Here is an 18,628-nt window from a genome sequence, read left to right on the forward strand (position 1 = left end):
GCTTGTGATTAATGCAAACCCCCTCTGTTATCCCCAATACAATTATTTCTGGCTTTCACGCTTTATCCGAACCTTTACGGATTAAAGTGTTAGAATTGCTGCGAGATCGCGAACTATGCGTATGTGATTTGTGTGATGCTTTGGGGGTCAGTCAATCAAAGCTATCGTTTCACCTCAAGACTCTTAAGGAAGCAGATTTAGTCCTCTCTCGTCAGGAAGGACGTTGGATTTATTACAGTCTCAATTTCCCTCAATTTGCTGTTTTAGAAGAGTACTTAGCAAATTACCGACGTTTGTACCAAATATTACCAGCACGTTGTTGCGAAGACGAATCTTGAGTCAAAATTGATCCCCGAAGAAAAATTCAGCGCTTAAAGTTAAAGTCGATTCAAAACCGACAAGCTAAGGTTTAAAGCCATTTAAATGGGTCTAAGCTTAGACCTTTGAAATTTATTTCACGGGTGATTGTCGGTAAAATCAATCCATCAATTTTTTTTGATTTATTTTTGTAAAATGTATTCTAGTTATCACTAATAAATCAACTTTTTTTGAAATGATATAAAGTGTAACTATTACATAAACCACGAGGTAAACACCTTGATGAAGTTCACTTTACCAGAGGTAAGGTCGGAACAGTTTTTGTAGGAGAAGCAGAGGTGAACTTGACAATTGGACAGTTGTTAAGAAAACAAGCAAAGTTTTAGGAAAATCATCCGCAAACCAGTACGTACAGTAGACAATGAAGTCATTGGTAAAAGAATTTTTTTTATTTAGACAAGAAGTATTAGCAGAAGCAATTGGCACTTTTACTTTAGTGTTTGCGGGTACAGGTGCAGTAATGGTGAACGAAGTAAGTAAAGGTGTCGTTACTCATGTAGGAATTAGTTTTGTATTTGGTGCAGTGGTAGCTGCTTTAATTTACTCCATTGGTCATCTGAGCGGCGCACATTTTAACCCAGCGGTAACACTAGCATTTTGGACAAGTGGTTTTTTCCCTAGACGGCAAGTTTTACCGTATATTTTGGCACAATCAATTGGAGCGATCGCAGCTTCATCTGCATTACTAATTAGCTTAGGGAAAGTGGGAAATTTGGGGGCGACTTTACCACTAAATAATAATTGGTTGCAATCTTTTGTCTTAGAAACACTTCTCACTTTCATTTTGATGTTTGTAATTTTTGGTTCAGGATTAGATCGCCGCGCCCCGATTGGTTTTGCTGGGTTAGCAATTGGTCTAACTGTAGGATTGGAAGCTATGTTTATGGGGCCAATTACTGGTGCAAGTATGAATCCAGCTCGTTCATTAGGCCCAGCATTAGTAGGAGGAATTTGGCAACATCATTGGGTTTATTGGTTAGCACCTATTTTGGGAGCGCAATTAGCAGTGTTGATCTATAGCCAGCTTTCCAATGGATTTCGAGATTTAAGAGAATAAGGGATTTTAGTATTAGCAACTATGCATGAAACCTTCGATCATCCACCAAGAATATTATTTTTATATGGCTCTTTGCGAGAGCGTTCTTATAGTCGTTTATTAGCAGAAGAAGCTGCTCGCATTATTGAGGATTGTGGTGCGGAGGTCAAGTTTTTTGATCCTCGTGATTTGCCAATTCATCATAGCGTACCTGATACCCATCCGAAAGTTCAAGAATTACGAGAATTGAGCCAATGGTCTGAAGGTCAAGTATGGTCATCACCAGAATTGCATGGCAATATTAGTGGCATTATGAAAAACCAAATTGACTGGATTCCTTTGAGTATAGGAGCAGTCAGACCCACTCAAGGGAAAACTTTGGCTGTGATGCAAGTCAGTGGTGGTTCTCAATCTTTTAATGCTGTCAATACTCTGCGAATTCTCGGACGTTGGATGCGGATGTTTACAATTCCGAATCAGTCTTCTGTTGCTAAAGCTTACCAAGAGTTTAACGAAGATGGCACGATGAAAGATTCAGCTTATCGCGATCGCGTCGTAGATGTCATGGAAGAACTTTATAAGTTCACCATGTTACTACGTGACAAAATAGATTACCTCACAGACCGCTACAGCGAACGCAAGGAAAAAGCTGCTAAAGAAGCTATTCGATTAGCAAATAGTGCGTTGGAGATTACTTCTCATCAAAGCTCATAAAAATTTTCTGTTAGTAAATTTATCCACAACCAAAAAACCATGAAAAAAATAATGTTTGTTTGCAAAAAAAATTCTCGTCGTTCTCAAATGGCAGAAGGATTTACTCGTACATTAGGAAAAGGAAAAGTTGCTGTCACAAGTTCAGGTTTAGAAGGTTCTCATGTAGACCCAATAACAGTACAAGTCATGTCAGAAATTGGCATTGATATTAGTAATCAAACTTCCAAACCTTTAAGTGATTTTAATCCTGAAGATTACGATGCTGTGATTTCTTTGTGTGGCTGTGGAGTGAATTTACCAGAGGATTGGGTGATTAGAGAAGTGTTTGAAGATTGGCAACTAGAAGATCCAGAAGGAGAATCAATCGAAACCTTTCGCCGCGTTCGTGACCAAGTAAAAGAACGAGTCGTAAAATTGATTGCAGAACTTAGCTAAAAGTAAAAAATAATAATTATTTTGAGTTTGTAGTGAAAGCTAAAATGCTCACTACAAACTTTTTGTTTTATGTCTCAAGCAAGATGTAAATCACAAAGTTGATAAATTAATATATTAGTTTATGATATCTTTGATTTTTGAGGGAAATTGGAGGGAATAAACATAGCTATGTTACGAAAAAGAAACACGCCTAAAGCCCTTATCAATGACCAATGACCAATGACCAATGACAAATGACGACCATAACTAGTTACCTTTATTTGTGGCGACTTACTTAACTGTGATTAATCAAAATCAAGAAAATATAATTAACTCTTCAATTGAAGATACTTATACTACTGAGGGGTATAAATTTAGTTGGTTTGACTGGTTTTGCTTATGGTATCCTCCTGGCTGGCTAATATTATTCAACCGTCACTGGCAGCATTATCATTCAGATCCTGATGGATGGAATTGGCTAGAATACATCTTATTTTTAATTCCTTGCGGTTTCTATTTAGCAATATTTATTCGGTGGTTGCGCTTGGGATGTAGAATACCACGGCAGGAAATCAGTGAATTTGTTCCTAGTTATCAACAGGTTTTTAGTAAAGAAATTCTTGCTCCAATTGTTGAAAAATACTTTCATGGCGAATTGTATCAAATTGAGAATTTACCAAATACAAAACCACTATTGTTAGCCATGAATCATGCAGGAATGTGTTTTCCGTGGGATTTTTTATCCTTATGTTATTTATTAGGACAAGAGCGAGACTGGATAGTCAGAACTTTAGCTGGTGTCAGTTTATTTGATCATGCTTGGATGGTTTGGTGGTTGCCACCTGGATGGTCAAAAGTTTTAGGTGGTGTGAGAGCAGAGTTAGATGAATTTACTACAGCTTTGCAAGATAATACGATTATTTTATATGCACCAGAAGGATTACGTGGCCCAAGAAAAGGTTGGCAAAAACGTTACCAATTAGAAAAATTTGATATTAGTTTTATACAGTTAAGCCAACGTTTTCAAATTCCGGTTTTACCTGTAATTTGTATTGGCAATGAAAATCTACATCCTTGGACTACTAACCTACATAAATTACAGAAATTATTCAAATTACCATTTTTACCTTTATCCCCTTTAATCCTGGTATTTATTCTTTTTCCATCGATGGGTGTTTGGGCAGCTAAAAGTCATTTACGTTATTTTATTCAATCTTTAGAAATAATTAACTTACAACAAAATGATCAAAATCTTTCAGATAATAAACGTGTAGTAATTTATCAACGAGCGCAAGCATTACGAGAAAAAATGCAAAATCAAATCAATAAACTGATCAAAAAATAGCTAGCTGTGTTGATAAAAACAGTGTAAGTGTTTATTATGATAATACAATCAATCAATAAGCAATGTACTTGATTCGATTAATACATACATTTCAGTTAAAACATTGAAAAGAAACTTGTTTGAATTTTTACATAAAAATTTTAGGTCTTTCAAGAGCATGTATTATTCATGCCAATCGTGCAAAAATTTTACAGACTAGTAATAGGATTGTAGGATTTATGACGAAATCATAGTACCCAGAAATGCCAAGATTGTAGCAGAAGCATATTTAAATTCTTATGCCAGAACTACGCCAATCTTCTATTGCTCAACACTACCACGAACGCACTAAGTATGACCCTCAGACTATTGCTTCTAGAAGTAAGGGGTTAGACTGGGCAAAACAGCCAGTGCCATTTAAAGAGTATAAAATAGGTTCTAGTTTTGACCTTAAGCCCTACATTCAAGATAAGCCGGAAACTTTTGCTAATCACCCACAAGCGCGATGGTGGCAAAGATTATCACGGCTTTTGTTTTGCAGCTATGGAATAACTGCTAAAATCCCTTCTATGGGAAGCGCAGTATATCTCCGTGCTGCGCCTAGTGCTGGTGGATTATACCCAGCAGAAGTGTATCTGATTTCCCGTGGTACATCGGTGTTACCTCCGGGACTTTATAACTACCAGTGTCGGAATCATTCCTTGATGCATTTTTGGGAAAGTGATGTTTGGCCAGCTTTGCAAGAAGCTTGTTTGTGGCATCCTGCTTTAGAGAGTACCCAACTGGCTATTATTATTACTGCGGTATTTTATCGCTCTGCATGGCGCTATGAAGATAGAGCATACCGTCGTATTTTTTTAGATGCGGGACATTTATTAGGTAATATCGAGTTAGCTAGTGCGATTACTGACTATCGTCCTCACTTAATTGGTGGCTTTGTGGATGAGGCAGTAAATGAGTTACTTTATGTAGATTCTCTGCAAGAAGGAGCGATCGCAGTTCTGCCTTTAGCAGATATGCTAGATATTCAGCAAAACTTACCAACATGGCGAACTGCTTTACCTTCTGCTACAGAAACTAATTATCCTAATATTCCTGATGGCGAGTTGCTGACATACTTCCACAAAGCAACCCACATCCAACCAGGTACTACAGGAAAGCTCAATTTACCTGAGATTAAACAAGAAAAATCTTTAGAGGATAAATATAATTTTCCTTTTTGTCAAAAAATTTCTACTGTCACAGTTCCTATTAACTGGGGTGAAAAGCTAATAGATTTAGAAGGTACGATTCTCAAGCGACGTTCTACCCGTGCTTATTCGGGTGGAGATTTAACATTTGATGAATTAAAAGCTTTACTTGATTTTACTTACCAACCTCATAATTATATCGACCAGGGTTTTGATATTTCCCCAGACTACTTTGATCTAAATTTAATCGAAACATTCATCGCTGTTTCTGGGGTGAATGGATTAGAATCTGGTTGTTATTATTACGCACCAAAAGCCCAAGAATTACGCCAAATCCGCTTTAAAAATTTCCGGCGTGAGTTACATTTTCTTTGTTTAGGACAAGATTTAGGGCGGGATGCAGCAGTAGTCTTATTTCATACAGCCGACTTGAGAGCAGCAATTACTCAATATGGCGATCGCGTTTATCGTTATTTACATATGGATGCTGGGCATTTAGGACAAAGACTAAATTTGGCTGCTGTTCACCTCGGATTAGGCGTTAGTGGGATTGGTGGTTTCTTTGATGATCAAGTAAATGAAGTCTTGGGTATTCCTCCGGATGAAGCAGTTTTATATGTTACTACTTTAGGGCGTCCAAGGTAAGCAAATTTTGAACTTATTCAGACAGTTTACTCACAGGAATCTCAGATTTTTGGCTTATAACCACCGGAAGCAATACTGCTCGAATAGGGATCATCCCAAATGTTCAAAAAACCTGCCTGCGATTTCAATCGCAGTCTGTAGAGACCCTAAATTTAGGGTCTCTACAAAGGATTGATTGCAGTCGTATGAAGACGACTTGTGCTATTAGCTAAGGGTTTTAACCCAAGCGCGGTATATTGAAAAATTGGGATGCTCCCCTTGGGTGCGATCGCATAAAAATAAAAATTTTTTAACTAGCGTCACACTTATTTTAAACAGCAGTCAAAACAAGCTGAAAAGGTTCCATTAAAATCCCTAAAATCTTATCAACTTCTTTAATATAATATTCAACCGAATCTATATAAACAGTGCTTCCTTCCATAAACAAAAACTTCCAATTAGTTCCACTTGTAACCGACCCATAAATCCGTTCCACTTCATTCCCTTGATTTTGATTAAATAACTGTGCTGCAATCATCGCCGCCACACATTGACCAAGACCACCAATAATATCTTCCTTCTTAGCTTCAAAAATAAACATGACCGGAGCAGAAATAAATAATTGTTCCTGGGAAGCACTGATAATATAATCGCAAAAGCCTTGTAATCCTTTGCTGGTATCAACATTAAATTCATTACCAGAAAACAGCGATATTTGATTATTTAATAACCGTCTTATCTCCGCTAAAATAGGTGCAATTAAAAACTCGGAGCGAGCTTTTTCAGTTGCAATTGAAGTAGCCAAAGGAATATAATCTTTCAAAATAGTTGTTAATGTATCAGATGGTGTAACAGGTTTTATATCAGCAAATAAATTACGAGTTTCATCAAGAGTTAAGCCAAAATCCTTTTTTACCTTAGCAAGACTAAAATCGCTGTAAGCCATCTTTTTGCCTCTGTAATTTTCTGCAAATTTCGTAGGGTGAGTTAGCGATAGCGTAACGCACCATCATAAATTTTGGGATGCATTAGGAACATGACGCACCCTACTGGACTAAAAGCCAATGAAGATTACATAGAGAAAACTGTAAAGCTCCTGTTCGAGATGAAAAACTCTTTTAGACAGAACAGAAGTTGTGAAGTTAGAGGTGCTGCTTACTGCTTAAGTTATACAATTTCCAGCTTTCAGCTACCAAATCATTCTGTGACCTGTAAGCTTGTATAAAAATTTTTCCAATCTCCTGCGTGTGACTGTGAGGTTGTAGTCTTCTATCTAGTGAAGCAATTAGGCAGCCTCAGAAGTCTGAGAAAACAGGAGAATCAAATGCAATGAACAGAACCTCGATAAAACTTGCTGCTATTTTAGCATCAGCAATCATCTTATCCTTGACATTAAATGCATGTGATAGGGATGTCAATGAGATCCGTGTGGAAAAAGCAGAAGCCATTAAAACTAATGTTATGACAGAAGAGTTTCCTTTACCCAATTGTGGTGGTACGGAAACTCTATTCCAGTTCTTGGGAACCGAAAGGAGTGTTAAGAAGAGCGCGACTGTTGGTACTAAGGCAACCACAAGTACTGGTGGAGAAGTAGATATTCCACAGGTTGTAAAACTCAAGCTGGAAAGCCAAGTTGAACTTGCTCACCAGGAATACTATGAAATAGCAAGCTCTCGTCTAGATAAGATTGAAATGAAAGCACTACCAAAAACCCATGTCGTCTATCTCATCCGGTGGGAAGAACAGAAGTTTGCCTCCACTGTCTCTTATAAAATGAGGGGAGAACTTTACAAGGCACCTTACACCTACGCGCTTCGCATTCCCAAGGTGAGCGACAGCTATCCGGTAAATTGTCCTGAGTCTTCAATTCCTCCTACCTCTGAGCCTAAGCCGCCAATTCCTACGACTAAAACAGTTACTATGAAGCCTGGAACAGGTTTCATATTTTCCTCGCAGAAGGTAACTTCTGGAAGCGGATCTGACCGAGATATCTGGTGGAACAGAATAGAGCTTGTTCCTAACGATAGAATGTACTCTTTGGGAAGAATATCTAGCGTAGAAGATATTGTTCAAATCGCATCAGGCGAATTTAAGTTTGATGCTTTCGTTCCTACACCAGGCGAGGGTTTTGCTGTGGAAATTCAACGTGCTGGTCAAGTAGAATTTGCTATCCTTCAGATAATTTCAGTAAATGATGATATTACTTTTGAATGGCTATATCCTTACAAGGGCCAAGTAACTGGACGTTAAAGTCAAATGTACGGTAAAAAAAGAGCGATCACAAAACGCGATCGCCCCGTTCGTTTATGTACAGACAAAAAAGTACAAAGAGTGATATCCTGAGCCAAGGCTGGAAATATTTAAACCTTGGCTTCTTCCTTCACCAATTTATCCCAACCCAAATCTTTGAGACTATTATTACGACGGAGTGGACGAGTAACTAACTCTAGGATGTCACGGGCGTTAGTAAAACCGTGAATTTGAGCAAAGGTAAATTCCACAGACCATTTAGTATTAATTCCCCGTGCTTCTAGGGGGTTGGCGTGAGCCATACCAGTAATTACCAAGTCAGACTTTAACTCATAAATTCGTTGGACTTGGTTGTAATTGTCTGGTTTCTCAACAATCTTGGGTATAGGTACACCCATTTCCTTGCAAGTCTTCTCTAGTAAGGCTAATTCCGCAGCTTGGTAGCGCTTGTCCATGTAGGGGATACCAATTTCATGCACAATCATTCCGCAGCGTACCAAGAACCGTGCAAGGGAAACTTCCAACAAATTGTCACCCATGAAGAATACAGACTTACCACGAATTAGTTTGACATATTCTTCCAAACCTTCCCAAATTTGGGCTTCTCGTTCCTCTAAACCTTGCGGGGTAATACCAAACACCGAGCAGATTTTCTCAATCCAAGCACGGGTTCCATCTGGGCCAATAGGGAAGGGTGCGCCGATGAGTTTGCATTTGCGACGTCGCATCAAAGTTGTCGCGGTACGACTGAGGAAGGGGTTGACACCAGCTACATAATACCCTTCTTCAATGACAGGCAATTCTGTAAAACGCTTGGCGGGTAGCCAACCAGAAACTTTAATACCTTGTTTTTTCAGTTCTAGAGTCAGCTGAGTAACTACGGGATCGGGGAGTGAACCAAATAGTACTAGCGGTGGGTGATCGACATATTCAGACTCTTCTTCAGCAACTTCTTCTTTTTTCTTACCAAAGTTGAGGAGTTTTTGAATGGCGTTACGCTCGTTTTTCTCTGCTTCTACCACAGAAACTTTATCTGGACAACGTGTAGCCATTGCTGCTAACACCGTATCTTCCCCTTGGGTGAAGGCGTAGTCTAAGCCATTAGCACGCGCTACAACAATCGGAATACCAATTTCGCCTTCCAGCTTGGGAGCCAAGCCTTCTAAATCCATTTTAATGATTTCGGTGGTACAAGTGCCGATCCAGACAATGACACTGGGGTTGCGATCGCGCTTAATCTGTAAGCACAAGCGCTTTAATTCCTCATAATCATTCAGTTGTGCCGAAATATCACCTTCTTCTAACTCTGCCATTGCGTAACGGGGTTCTGCAAAAATCATTACCCCCATCGCATTTTGCAGGAAGTAGCCACAAGTTTTTGTACCAATTACCAAAAAGAAGCTATCTTCAATTTTTTGGTACAACCAAGCAACACAGCTAATTGGACAAAAGGTATGGTAATTACCGGTTTCACACTCAAAATTTAAAGCTTCTGGTTGAGCAGCAGTCATTTTGATATATTCTCCCCTTAAATTTTTAAGTTAAGAGTTAAGAGCCAACAGTCAAGGGTCAATTGTCAATGGTCAATCGTTACTAGTAAAAACTCTTGACTCTGAACAATTGACTCTGGACAAATGACAAACTCCTAACTCTGTATTTACGTGTTGGGGAAGAGACGGGCGATATCCGAGTCATCAAAACTGTTATTTGATATTTCTTCCCCGAAAAAATCTGTAGTTGATTCACCCTTGAGGGAACCAGCCTCAGTACTCCAAACATCTGACAACACATCAGCAAATTCGTTTTCTTGAGGCACAGCTGTGGCGGAGATTGTGTTGTCTGCTTCCTTCATTGCATCAAAGGAAATATCGCCAAATTCATCTGCTGCATCTAAGTTAGATGTTTGCTGGAATTCGTTGTCAGAATTGTGATCTTGCGACGGGAAATTATCACTGGAGCTATTGAGATGTTCCGTTGCCATTGCTCTGAGTTCATCCCGTATCATTGTATCGGGAACCATGAGGGTTTCTTCATGGTCGTGGGTTATTTCCAAATCAGGAGCGATCGCATCTTCAACAAAATCATCTGTTGCTTGAGTTGTCAATGTTTCACCATGGGATGTTGCTTCCATGACAACTAATGATTCATCCTCTTCTAACGATTCCTCTGATTTGGGAGTCACGCGGTTCCCAAGAGCAATATCAGGATCAAAATTTAAGTCCAGTACCTCAACCAAGGTATCTGCATCAGGATTCAATTTAGAAAAAGGTAGCATTAACTGTGCTAGCTTCGGTTCTAGCGCGTTAGCCACTCCCAGGATTAGGTAAGATGGTGGTCGCTTGCCGCCATCAGGCGTGTAGACTGATTCTACCTCCATGTGCAATTTAATCCAGTCGCGATTGACTTGGAAAAATTGCAACCATTTTTGCTTTAATGAATCTGTAAAGCTATAGAAGAAGGCCATATTCCCATCCTGAGAAAAAAATGATTTATACAATCATCAAGTCTAATTCTTCTTCCGGATTAGGAACCTGTGGTTTATTCGGATTTAAGTAAAAATCAGACAATAAAGAAAATAATTCCCTATCTTGGGCATCTTTAGGTACAACACCTTCGGGTAGTGACAGAAGTTGGTCGGCGATGTTTAAGTAATAATCGCAAACGTAGTTCAAAGAGGGTTCTACATCTGCCATTTCAAACAAAGTCTTGCCTTTGACGCGGGAAACACGGATATCTTCAATCAAAGGTAATACTTCTAAAACCGGCATTGGTACGGATTCTACGTATTTATCGATCAAGTCACGCTTTGATGTGCGATTTCCAATCAATCCAGCTAAACGCAGTGGGTGAGTTCTAGCTTTTTCCCGGACAGAAGCAGCAATCCGGTTCGCAGCAAACAAGGCATCAAAGCCGTTGTCAGTCACAATTATGCAGTAGTCTGCGTAATTCAGAGGTGCTGCAAAACCACCACAAACAACGTCACCTAGAACATCAAATAAAATGACATCGTACTCATCAAAAGCGTTGAGTTCTTTCAGTAATTTTACGGTTTCGCCAACTACGTAACCACCACAACCAGCACCTGCGGGTGGTCCACCTGCTTCTACGCAATCTACACCACCATAGCCTTTGTAGATCACATCTTCCGGCCAAATATCTTCGTAGTGGAAATCCTTTTCTTGCAGAGTATCAATAATCGTTGGAATCAAGAAACCTGTCAGGGTGAAGGTGCTATCGTGTTTGGGGTCGCAGCCAATTTGCAAGACTTTCTTGCCGCGTTTGGCTAAAGCGACGGAAATATTACAGCTAGTTGTAGATTTACCGATACCGCCTTTTCCGTAAACTGCTAATCTCACTGTTTTTGCCTCTTATGGTTTTTTTATAAAACAACTGGCTCAAACACTTGCAGCACCGCGTGCAACAGCGATGTGTGAAGTCTTCGAGTGTCATTATTGTCCAAAAAAAACTGAAAATAAAGGGGGCTTAAAAATGAATTATGACGTAAAAATAAGCTTTTAGTTCAAAATATTTGTTTGAGGGATATTTTTTCATTAAATGTTTATAAATACCTAAAAAAATCAATAAATAATATTTTTAAAATACACATAATTATAAAATAGTTACAATAAACAAAAAATTATTTCCTTGATTTATATGCTTTTCATCAAACAGAACTTATGGTAAAAGAGTATTAATACTCTATGCTAACCAAGTGCAACTAAAAACATAAAGTAAGAAGCCCTATCCTTTGCCACAAGGATAGACTTGCTATATCAGCTTAAAACTAGCCAATAATTTCTGTTGTCAAAATTTGAGTGAAGTGTGATTCTACAGTCTCAGTTGGCATTTAAAAGTGATTTTTAGCAAAAAAATAGGCAGTTGCAAACTAACTGCCAAGATTAGCGATCGCTAATTTTGAGTCATTACTCAGAAAATATAAAAAATTATTACATTTAAACAATCGACATCAATTTTTCACCCTATCCAATCTCTAAAGCCTCAATTTCTTGCAATGATTGCCAACCAGGATGCCATTGGGAACGATCTTCCAGTAGCTTGGCATTCATCCAAAAGCGGACATTAGGGTCACAAGAAGAAACCATTTCGGCATATACCCACTTACCCTGATTTTTACGGTTGACAACTTGGAAGTGTCGCCAACCATCTACTTTTTTTTGTGCAGTCCACTTAGAACCAACTAAGTAAGGAAACTTTTGTTTTTTGGTCATTGGTCATTAGTCATTGGTCATTGGTCATTCTATTTTCAAATTAAAAGGCAAACGAGCATACACTCCCTGCGGATCATTCATCTTTTGCAAAGTCGCAAGTTCAGCTTTGAGTTTTTGTAATTCACTTGCTAGCGGATCTGGTAATTGGAATTTTTGCTGATCCAAGTTCACAGAAACCTGTGTTTGTTCTGGAACTTTTCCTAATATGCGTTCTCCCAAACTCCCATATTTAGGATATTCTTGTAATTCCCAGTCATTTCCGAGTTTTGCTTGTCCAACAGCGTAGGCAATAGCAGCATCCAAACCACCAATTTCATCCACTAAACCAATATTTTTGGCTTCTGTACCTGACCAAACCCGACCTTGAGCAATTTCTGCTACCCTTGTTTGGGGGATTTTCCGACCTTGGGCAACTTTACCGAGAAATATATTGTAAATTTTGTTGACACTACGTTGGTAAATTGCCAATTCTTCAGATGTTTTGGGACGAGAAAGAGTTTGACTATCGGCATAACGTCCGGTTTTAACTGTGTCCCAAGTGATACCGTTGTCATTGGCTAATTTTTGGGCATTAAACAGCAGCCCAAACACACCTATTGAACCTGTAATTGTATTGGGTTCAGCAAAAATACGGTTAGAGTCGCTAGCAATCCAATAACCACCAGAAGCAGCAACATCACCCATCGATACAACAACTGGTTTTTGATCGCGAGTTAAGCGTACTTCCCGTTGCATTACTTCTGCTGCTGTCGCGCTACCACCAGGACTGTTAATCCTTAAGACGATCGCTTTGATATCCTCATCTTGTCGTAATTTGCGGAAAATTCTGGCAAAACTATCGCCGCCTATTTCCCCATCGCCACCTTGACCATCAATAATTTCTCCCTCAGCATAAACTACAGCAATTTTGTTTTGAGAATTGCGTTCCGTTCCTAAAGATTTACCGGGGACTTGCGCGTATTCACTTAGGGAAATTTGCCGGAAGGTTTTGTCATCCTTGTCGCTATCTGTCAACTTTTTGAGATCGCTAACCACTTCATCAAAATACCCAAGTTTATCTACCAAACCATTATTTTTAGCTTGATCTGCTTGTAAAAAGGCTTGGTTATCTGCGATCGCCTGCAATTTTCCAGGAGTAATTTTACGACTATATCCCACTGCATTACGCCACTCTGTCCAGACATCATCTAATAATTTCTGAGTTTGTTGGCGATTTTCTGGACTTAGCTTGGTAAGTACAAAGGGTTCAACTGCTCCCTTAAACTTTCCTACTCGCACAACTTGCACCCCAATACCATATTTTTGTAATGCGCCTGTCAAAAACATCGGTTGGGAACTCAAGCCATTGATTTCCATGGCTCCCAATGGGTTAAGCACAATTGTATCGGCTACTGAACTTAGGTAATATTCCCGTTCTCCCCAGTCCATACCATAGGCTACTACCTTTTTACCAGCAGCACGAAACTTTTCTAAGGCTTGGCGAATTTCTTTAAAAGTAGCAAAGCCTGCTGTGTTTTCACTTTCAGAAAGACGAGTCGCATCTAAATAAATACCAACAACACGCCGATCACGCCGTGCTTTTTCGATACTATCCAGAACAGTGCGGAGGCTCATCTGCTGTTGCTCTTCACCGGAGATGACTTTTTGCAGCAATTCACTAGAACTTGGCTCTCCATCAGTAATTTTCGTTGACAAGTCAAACACTACCACTGACTTATCTTTAACTACTGGCCCCATATCTCTAGAGGCTGCAAACAACAGCAACAACAGTCCTGTAGTTCCTAAACCGAAAAAAATAAATAATCCCAGGATACTTCCAACTAAGCTAGCAAAAGTTTGTTTAATAAAATTCCGCATATTGTTTTTATTGGTCATTGGTCATTGGTCATTGGTCATTGGTCATTGGTCATTGGTCATTGGTCATTGGTCATTGGTCATTGGTCATTGGTCATTGGTCATTGGTCATTGGTCATTGGTCATTGGTCATTGGTCAAAAATTACTAACAACTAACAACCACCAACAACCAACTAACGACTTTATACTTATTTTATTTGTTCTAAACTCCCTGAAGATTGTAATTGCCTAATAGTAGCGTTGCCAGTACAGAATAGCACTGTAGTGATTTCAGCAATTAATACTTCACCCAAGTCGTAAACAGCAGCTTCTGAGGAAGCAGCCGCTTGCAAAAATGGCATGGCTAAACCAGCTATATCTGCTCCCAAGGCTAAAGCTTTTGCTACGTCTAGTCCATGACGCAATCCACCGGAGGCAATTAGAGGTATCGTTGGTGCAACAGTACGAATGCTGGTGATGCACTCCCCCGTTGGTAAACCCCAATCTGCAAAGGTTCGACCTAAACGGCGTTGTAAGGGATTTTCTGCTCGTTCACTTTCCACTTTTGCCCAAGAAGTGCCACCTGCACCAGCCACATCAATTGCCTTTATTCCTGCTGCGATCAGTTTCTCAGCCATTGTTGCTGAAATACCGTTGCCTACTTCTTTGGCAATTACAGGAACTGGTATTTTATTGCATAAAGTAGCTATTTTGTCAAGCAAACCTCTGAAATTTGTATCACCTTTGGGTTGAATACACTCTTGTAGTGGATTGAGGTGCAAAATTAGGGCATCAGCTTCTAGGATATCAATAACTCGCACACATTCTTCTAAACCGTAATCATAGTTGAGTTGAACAGCACCCAAATTGGCAAACAGGAGAACATCGGGCGCATATTTGCGGACGGCGAAGGTTTCAGCCACAGAAGGTTTTTCGACAGCTATGCGTTGAGAACCGACACCCATAGCAAATTTATAGTGTTGAGCAACTTCTGCTAGCCGACGGTTAATCATTCCTGCTTCTGGGGTTCCTCCAGTCATTGAGGAAATTAACAAGGGTGCGCCTAATTGCTTCTCTAGAAAATTAGTACTGAGATCAATTTTATTGCGATCGAGTTCCGGTAAACAACAATGGCTAAAACGATATTTTTCTAGTCCATTGGTGGTTTGTTGGAATTGCACATCTTCTTCTAGACAAATGCGAATGTGGTCAGCTTTGCGAATTTGGGTAGCGACTGATGGGCTAATGGGCGTGTTCACGGGTAGGTGTTTTTCTAGGATGAGGATATTGTTATTTCTATTTTTACACTCACCGCTAGCGCATAGACGGGGATTCTTAACTATGCGATCGCTCATATTCAGGAAGTTAATTACATGAACAAGCTGTATAAATTTTAGCTGTTGCTTTTTATAGATGTGTGCCTGCTATGATCTCGAATAATTGGCTTTTCTAGCAAAATGTATTGTCATCACCGCTTTGAGTGGACAAGAGCAGAATTTCAAACTTGAGCAAAGCGCACCCTAAAGATAGGTTAAGTGTGATACTTGCGTTAGTCCTACACTTTTATCTGGAAAACCTCTATTTATTTTATTTTTGAAATTAAAAAATAATTGCTTGTGTCATTGAATAATAATAACAATCATATTTTGATTTTATTTAACCTAAAAATAACTTCTTTTTAATGTAATTGATTCAATTCAATTAACCTAAATATAATCTGTTTTTAACTTTTGTTATTTAGATTTATATTGTTAACTTTTTTCATCTGGATTTACGTGTGTAAACAACAAATATAGGTTTTCTCTGTATTTTACCAAAAAAATATTGATACACCTATCAAGTTATTATTGTCAAAATAATAACTCGCTATGCTTTTTTGGTAAGAATAAATTAATCAATAGATTCTTGATTTCATAGCTTAATTTTGAAAGGATTCGACTGATTTTCCCTTGGTGGCAATGAGGTGATAAATCATCGTATGTACAGATGTTTTTAATTTCAATCTTTAGAGCGAGTCTCTACTAATATCACCCTGTTTTTTCACTAAAACTTGATGTAAATAACACTGCAAGAGAGGAAATTTAATGTCTAAGTTAAGTCGCAGACAAATTTTAGTATTTTTTGCTGGTAGTGCTGGTGCTGCTGTATTAGGAGACAAAATTATAGATAGCGTTTCCAATATTGCCGAAGCAAAAATTGCACCATTGAGATTTACACCTGTACGCTTACCCCATCCTTTACCAATTTATCAAGAGCTAAATAGTTATTTACCAACAGGAATTGAAAAAGGAGAAGTACGTAAGGCTTCTGGAGATGCAAAATTAAATAGCTACACAGTGATCGATGATGTAGTAGTTCCACCAGAGTACGATCGCTATGTCATAGTTCGTTGGGGCGATCGCGTATTTCCCAACGACTATGATTATGTCGGTTACAACTGCGACCACACCAGTTTTATCTCGATTGATAGAGATTTGAATCCTGACCCTAGCATCAATAAGAATGATGGTTACTTATTCATAAATCATGAATACGTAAGTTACCCGATTGCTGAATTCGCACCAGAAACTCCATCTGACATCAAAGGAAAAGGATTTCCCACTGCTTTTGCTTCAGTGATTGGGTGGTCATTACCCGGCGAACGAAACATAGAAACAGACGGAGAATTTTTATATAACGTAGGTACATCTATTATCCGTATCTCTCGCCGTAATCGTTCTAATCGTAGCGATAAATTCCAAGTTGTCAAAGATTCCAATAATCGCCGCATTCATGGTCTTTCGGGATTGGGAATCAACAGCCAACGCAGTGATGAATATAAAAACGTTACTGCTTGGGGAAGTCGTCCTCATCAACAAGGTGATCAAAATTATTTAATTGGTACTGGTCCAGCTGCAACTGAAGTTTTTACCATTAGCGCCGATGGACTAGGTAACAAAATTATCGGTACTGCTTACAACTGTTCTGGTGGTACAACTCCTTGGGGAACTGTATTAACTGCTGAAGAAAACTTCCAAGGAAGCGCAGAATTTTTTGTCGGTGTAACTGAATCAGTCAAACCTGATGGTACTCAACCAAGTTACACCGATGCTACAGTTGGCAAGACTTTTGGTTTAGTAGGGGAAAAATACGGCTGGATGGTAGAAATTGATCCCGCCGATGCAAATTTCCGTCCCCGCAAACACTCTTGGTTAGGTCGTTTCCGCCACGAAAATATTGCCATGCGTGCCGAAGCGGGTAAAAAATTAATTGGTTACATGGGTGATGACAGACGCGGGGGACACACTTGGAAGTTTGTCAGCACAGATACCGTTTCTGACCCCACTGATAAAAACAACAGTAAATTGTGGGAAAGTGGCATTTTGTATGTTGCCCGTTACAATCCAGATGGTACAGGTAGATGGATACCTTTGCTGATAGATACTTCCAGTGATCCCATAGCACCCAGCGTTCTTTCTGAAAAAGAATTTGCTGCTTTAGGTTCAGCACAAAGAAATGGTCTGATCAAATTACCAAGACGCAATGGTATTGCTGGACAAACTACCGACGGTGGTGCATTTAACTGCGATCGCACCAACGAAGCAACAGCACTACCTGATTATCAAGGTAAAAAGTTATCTGACTTCTACAAAAACCAAGGTGCGATTCTCTGTGATGCTTTCCTCGCAGCAAACCTGGCTGGTGGAACTCCGACAGCACGTCCAGAAGATTTAGAAGTTCATCCACTCACCAAAGAAGTATTTATTGCTTATACCGATGGTGCGCCTGGAAGTGATGGTTATCCTGATTCGCGCATTTTCCAAGTTGCTAAGTTAAGCACAGATCCAAATGCAACCCAGCAATCAGGAGGACTTTACAAAATTATTGAAGATAGCACCGACGCTACAGGTCTTACCTTCCGGTGGGAGAAATTTAAGCAAGGTGGAGAAGCTGGTTCTGAAACTGGGGCTGGTTTTGCGAATGTAGATAACCTAGTGTTTGACTTTCGAGGTAATGTTTGGGGTGTGACAGATATGTCCACCGATACCCATAATGGTTTCAGTATAGGTGCTACTGGTACTCCAAACACTATCAATCATACAGCTAGTGGAAATGTTTCCAGTTTTACAGGTGTTTTTGGTAATAACTGGCTTTTCTTTATCCCTACCGTTGGTCCAAACGCAGGAACAGTAATACCTTTTGCTCAAGGCCCAGTACGTTGTGAAATGACAGGCCCAACTTTTGTGGGAGATACGTTAGTTATTTCAGTACAGCATCCTGGTGAAAATTGCCCAGTTAATGATGGCACAATATTGAACCGTACCATTGAGATGCTTGATTTGGATGGAAAGACATTCAATCAGACTCGTACAGTACCCCGTGGTAGCAGCTGGCCTAGCAATATTTCCACAGAAGATGGAGGTAAGAATGATCCTAAAGGATTTCCCATTCCATCTGTAATTGGTATTTACCGCAAAGATGGTAAAGGCAGATTTATTTAACAGTTAAGTGAATATATAGCAATCTGATTTGATTAATGAATTTACTCGTGGAGGCAGGCAATAGGCAATAGGCAATAGGCAATAGGGAAAGAAAGAAAAAAAAGGAAGCTAGATGTGTACTGAGTTTTGTTCAAAAATCAAATAGGAATCCTAT

General features: G+C 39.3%; 15 protein-coding genes and 1 pseudogene. 9 read left to right on the plus strand and 7 right to left on the minus strand.

What is annotated here, in order from left to right; genetic code table 11:
* Window positions 1-11 precede the first annotated feature (11 nt).
* The 7 genes and pseudogenes from ACE1AT_RS14460 (at window position 12) to ACE1AT_RS14490 (ending at window position 5,701) form a co-directional block, all read left to right on the plus strand.
* Window positions 12-338, plus strand: coding sequence for an ArsR/SmtB family transcription factor (locus tag ACE1AT_RS14460; RefSeq protein WP_374869426.1), 327 nt, complete (start codon window positions 12-14; stop codon window positions 336-338).
* A 255-nt stretch (window positions 339-593) separates the two neighbouring features.
* Window positions 594-704: pseudogene (locus ACE1AT_RS14465) on the plus strand (ABC transporter substrate-binding protein); the annotation flags it as partial.
* 35 nt (window positions 705-739) lie between these two features.
* Window positions 740-1,435 (plus strand): MIP/aquaporin family protein, encoded by a 696-nt coding sequence (locus tag ACE1AT_RS14470; RefSeq protein ID WP_374869428.1) that lies wholly within the window; start codon window positions 740-742, stop codon window positions 1,433-1,435.
* Window positions 1,436-1,456: 21 nt separating this feature from the next.
* Window positions 1,457-2,128 carry an arsenical resistance protein ArsH gene (arsH, locus tag ACE1AT_RS14475; protein ID WP_374869430.1) on the plus strand — a complete coding sequence of 224 codons (672 nt, stop codon included), beginning with the start codon at window positions 1,457-1,459 and terminating at the stop codon, window positions 2,126-2,128.
* A gap of 51 nt (window positions 2,129-2,179) precedes the next feature.
* A complete protein-coding gene (gene arsC, locus ACE1AT_RS14480) occupies window positions 2,180-2,563 on the plus strand; it encodes an arsenate reductase, glutathione/glutaredoxin type (RefSeq protein WP_374869432.1) in 384 nt (127 codons plus the stop codon).
* A 280-nt stretch (window positions 2,564-2,843) separates the two neighbouring features.
* Entirely contained in the window at window positions 2,844-3,887 is a 1,044-nt protein-coding gene (locus tag ACE1AT_RS14485) for a 1-acyl-sn-glycerol-3-phosphate acyltransferase (protein ID WP_374869452.1), read from the plus strand.
* A gap of 278 nt (window positions 3,888-4,165) precedes the next feature.
* A complete protein-coding gene (locus ACE1AT_RS14490; protein ID WP_374869434.1) occupies window positions 4,166-5,701 on the plus strand; it encodes a SagB/ThcOx family dehydrogenase in 1,536 nt (511 codons plus the stop codon).
* Window positions 5,702-6,011: 310 nt separating this feature from the next.
* Here ACE1AT_RS14490 and ACE1AT_RS14495 read toward each other — a convergent pair whose 3' ends face one another.
* Window positions 6,012-6,626 (minus strand): hypothetical protein, encoded by a 615-nt coding sequence (locus tag ACE1AT_RS14495; protein WP_374869436.1) that lies wholly within the window; start codon window positions 6,624-6,626, stop codon window positions 6,012-6,014.
* Between the two features lie 383 nt (window positions 6,627-7,009).
* On the opposite strand from ACE1AT_RS14495, the gene ACE1AT_RS14500 reads away from it, so the two are divergent.
* Window positions 7,010-7,930 (plus strand): hypothetical protein, encoded by a 921-nt coding sequence (locus ACE1AT_RS14500; RefSeq protein ID WP_374869438.1) that lies wholly within the window; start codon window positions 7,010-7,012, stop codon window positions 7,928-7,930.
* Window positions 7,931-8,040: 110 nt separating this feature from the next.
* Here ACE1AT_RS14500 and ACE1AT_RS14505 read toward each other — a convergent pair whose 3' ends face one another.
* The 6 genes from ACE1AT_RS14505 to fni all read right to left on the minus strand — a co-directional run bounded on the left by ACE1AT_RS14505 (window position 8,041) and on the right by fni (window position 15,252).
* A complete protein-coding gene (locus ACE1AT_RS14505; RefSeq protein ID WP_374869440.1) occupies window positions 8,041-9,441 on the minus strand; it encodes a ferredoxin:protochlorophyllide reductase (ATP-dependent) subunit N in 1,401 nt (466 codons plus the stop codon).
* A gap of 146 nt (window positions 9,442-9,587) precedes the next feature.
* A complete protein-coding gene (locus ACE1AT_RS14510; RefSeq protein WP_374869442.1) occupies window positions 9,588-10,394 on the minus strand; it encodes a DUF5331 domain-containing protein in 807 nt (268 codons plus the stop codon).
* Between the two features lie 25 nt (window positions 10,395-10,419).
* Window positions 10,420-11,286, minus strand: coding sequence for a ferredoxin:protochlorophyllide reductase (ATP-dependent) iron-sulfur ATP-binding protein (gene bchL, locus ACE1AT_RS14515; RefSeq protein WP_374869444.1), 867 nt, complete (start codon window positions 11,284-11,286; stop codon window positions 10,420-10,422).
* A 624-nt stretch (window positions 11,287-11,910) separates the two neighbouring features.
* On the minus strand, window positions 11,911-12,159 hold the full coding sequence (locus ACE1AT_RS14520; protein ID WP_374869446.1) for a TIGR02450 family Trp-rich protein: 249 nt from the start codon (window positions 12,157-12,159) through the stop codon (window positions 11,911-11,913).
* 24 nt (window positions 12,160-12,183) lie between these two features.
* Window positions 12,184-14,016, minus strand: coding sequence for a signal peptide peptidase SppA (sppA, locus tag ACE1AT_RS14525; protein WP_374869454.1), 1,833 nt, complete (start codon window positions 14,014-14,016; stop codon window positions 12,184-12,186).
* Window positions 14,017-14,202: 186 nt separating this feature from the next.
* Window positions 14,203-15,252 carry a type 2 isopentenyl-diphosphate Delta-isomerase gene (gene fni, locus ACE1AT_RS14530; protein WP_374869456.1) on the minus strand — a complete coding sequence of 350 codons (1,050 nt, stop codon included), beginning with the start codon at window positions 15,250-15,252 and terminating at the stop codon, window positions 14,203-14,205.
* Window positions 15,253-16,077: 825 nt separating this feature from the next.
* Between fni and ACE1AT_RS14535 the strand changes: the two genes are divergently transcribed.
* Entirely contained in the window at window positions 16,078-18,474 is a 2,397-nt protein-coding gene (locus ACE1AT_RS14535) for a PhoX family phosphatase (RefSeq protein WP_374869448.1), read from the plus strand.
* Window positions 18,475-18,628: the final 154 nt, after the last annotated feature.

Source organism: Pelatocladus sp. BLCC-F211, assembly GCF_041928655.1.
Lineage (GTDB): Bacteria > Cyanobacteriota > Cyanobacteriia > Cyanobacteriales > Nostocaceae > Pelatocladus.